This is a genomic window from Arthrobacter sp. Dra40 (assembly GCF_059091905.1).
Genome location: NZ_JBNHHB010000396.1, coordinates 1 through 2,814, shown reverse-complemented (window position 1 = coordinate 2,814; position 2,814 = coordinate 1). Strand labels below are relative to the sequence as shown.

Annotated in this window: 2 protein-coding genes; both read right to left on the bottom strand. The window is 65.1% G+C overall.

Features of this window, described 5'->3' with window-relative positions:
• Window positions 1-27: 27 nt before the first annotated feature.
• Entirely contained in the window at window positions 28-1,503 is a 1,476-nt protein-coding gene (locus AC5RWT_RS36360) for a sensor histidine kinase (RefSeq protein ID WP_494084460.1), read from the bottom strand.
• Between the two features lies 1 nt (window position 1,504).
• The coding region (locus AC5RWT_RS36355) for an NAD-glutamate dehydrogenase domain-containing protein (RefSeq protein ID WP_494084459.1) at window positions 1,505-2,814 on the bottom strand (1,310 nt) is incomplete at its 5' end.

The following is a 2,814-nucleotide window of genomic DNA, read 5'->3' as shown; positions in this document are numbered from 1 at the left end:
GGCCTCTTGTGTTGCCGGCCTTCAGCCTCAGCGGGCCGCGTTGTTGTTGAGCACCACGTCGATCCGCACGCAGGTTCCGCCGCCGTCGCGGGGCGTCCATTCAATCCGGCCGCCCAATTCACTGGTGACGAGGGTGCGGACGATTTGCAGTCCCAGGCCCTCCCGCCGAGGTTCCTCCGGCAGCCCCACACCGTCATCCTCCACCGAGACGGTCAGCAGTTCATCGTCGTCGCGCCGGCTCCGGTGAGCGGTCAGCACGACACTGCCGTGCCGTCCAGCCAGTCCATGCTCGACGGCGTTGGTCACCAATTCATTGATCACCAGGGCCAGCGGCGTAGCGAACTCGCTCGGGAGCTCGCCGAACTCGCCCTTGCGTTCGGTCCGGACGGCCTGGGTGGGCGAGGCCACCTCGGCCGACAACCGGAACTGACGTCCGATCAGCTCGTCGAAGTCCACATTCTGGGCCAAGCCCTGGGACAACGTTTCGTGGACCAGCGCGATCGTTGCCACCCGCCGCATGGCTTGTTCCAAGCCCTGCTTTGCCTCATCGCTGACCATCCGCCGCGACTGCATGCGCAGCAGCGCTGCCACTGTCTGCAGGTTGTTCTTCACGCGGTGGTGGATCTCGCGGATGGTGGCGTCCTTCGACACCAACTCCATCTCCCGCCGCCGAAGTTCCGAGACGTCCCGACAGAGCACCAGCGCGCCGAAACGCTCCTGCTCATTCCTCAGCGGGATGGCCCGCAGCGAAAGCGAAACGCCACGTGATTCGATTTCGGTGCGCCACGGCATGCGGCCCGTGACCACCAAGGGCAGCGTCTCATCGACCATCCGCCGGTCCTTGAGCAGGGCCGTAGTCACTTCCGCCAGGGAGCGGCCTTCCAGCGACTCGACGTCGCCGAGGCGCCGGAAGGCCGAAACTCCGTTGGGGCTGGCGTACTCAACCACCCCGTCAGCATCCAGCCGGATCAGGCCGTCGCCGACACGGGGCGCACCGCGGCGCGACCCGGTCGGCGAGGCGAAGTCCGGCCACAGCCCGAGCGTGCCCATTTTCAGGAGGTCGTAGGCGCATTGGCGGTATGTCAGCTCGAGCCGTGACGGCATCCTGGAGCTGGACAGATCCATATGCGACGTGACGATGGCCAGGGTCCGGCCATTCCGGACCATGGGCACCGCCTCCACCCGCATGGCCATCTCCGTGGTCCAGTCGGCCTCGGACGACCGTTCAATCGCCTGCGACCGGCGGGCGACGTCCACCAATGGCTTCAAGTCCTCACGGATCCGCTCCCCCACGAAGTCCCGGTGGAACACCGTGTGGGTGGTCGACGGACGCACATGCGCCAGGGCCACATAGCTGCCGTCCGGCGTCGGGAACCACAGGGCCAGGTCGGCGAACGCCAGGTCGGCGATGAGCTGCCAGTCACCAACCAGGAGATGGAGCCACTCCGCGTCGCCCGGTCCGAACTCGGCGTAGTCCCGGATGGGATCCGTGAAAATCGCCAAACTAGCGCCGCACTGTCGAACGCATCAGCCGCAGGGCCACCGACAAGGAGGCCATGTCGTCCTGTTCGAGCTTGTTCACTTCTGCGAACATGTCCCGGGCGCGCTTGATGTTCTCCGCGTTGGCCCGCTCCCACTCGTCGAGCCTGGCTTCGGCCTGCTCCCCTGCCCGGGTGCTTTGCATGACCGCCATGGTCATGTCCGTGACAGTGGTGTAAAGGTCGTCACGCATCGCCGCCCGGGCCAACGACTGCCAGCGATCCTCCCGCGGAAGCGAGGTAATGCGCTCGAGCAGGTCGTCGACGTCAAACCGATCGTAGATTGTGAAGTAGACGTGCGCGACGGACTCGACCGGCTCGTCGATCTGCCCGGCAATCCGGGCGACATCGAGCAAGCCGAAGCTCTCGAACTGCTCTGCCCACTGCCGCGCGATGTCCTCCGGCAGGCCTCGTTCTTCCGCACCCTTGAACCATTCGTCCACGCGTGCCAGATCGCCGCCGCGCAGGTACTTGACCAAGTGGTTCCGCAGCGGATCCATCTGCGGCTTGAACATCGCGATGCCCTCTGCCACCGAGGTGCCGCCATCGACATGGTTGATGTACCAACGCGCCGCCCGGTCCAGCAACCGGCGCATATCCAGATGCACCGTGCACCACAGATCCGTCGGGAAGCTGGCCGGCAATCCGTTCAGCGTCTCCATGAGTTTGTCGAACTCGTAGATCTCGCGCAGCGCCACGAAGGCCTTGGCCACGTGCGCTTCCGAGACCGAGGTTTCTTCCATCACGCGGAACGCAAAGGTGATGCCGCCCATGTTGATCATGTCGTTGGCGACGACTGTGGCGATGATTTCCCGGCGCAGCGGGTGACCGGACAGGTCGTCCCCGAACCGCTCGACCAGCTGGTGCGGGAAGTAGCTGCGCAGCACGCCGTCAAAGAACGGGTCATCGGCGAGATTGCTCGCGGCCAGGGCGTGGGTCAGCTCGATCTTTGAATACGCCGCCAGCACCGAGAGCTCCGGCGAGGTCAAGCCAAGACCGGCCTCAATCCGTTCGTGCAGCTCGGCCGTGGTCGGCAGGGATTCGAGCTGCCGGTCCAGTTCGGCGTGGCTCTCCAACCAGTCCATCAAGCGTTCGAAGCTGGGGCTCCAGTCGATGACGCGCTGCCGGTCGTTGAGCAGCAGGACGTTTTGGTCGATGTTGTCCTGGATCACCAGGCGTCCAACTTCCTCGGTCATCGAGTGCAGCAGGGCGGCACGCTCCGACTCCGGCAGTTTTCCGGCGGCGACCATCTGGTCCACCAGGATCTTGATGTTGA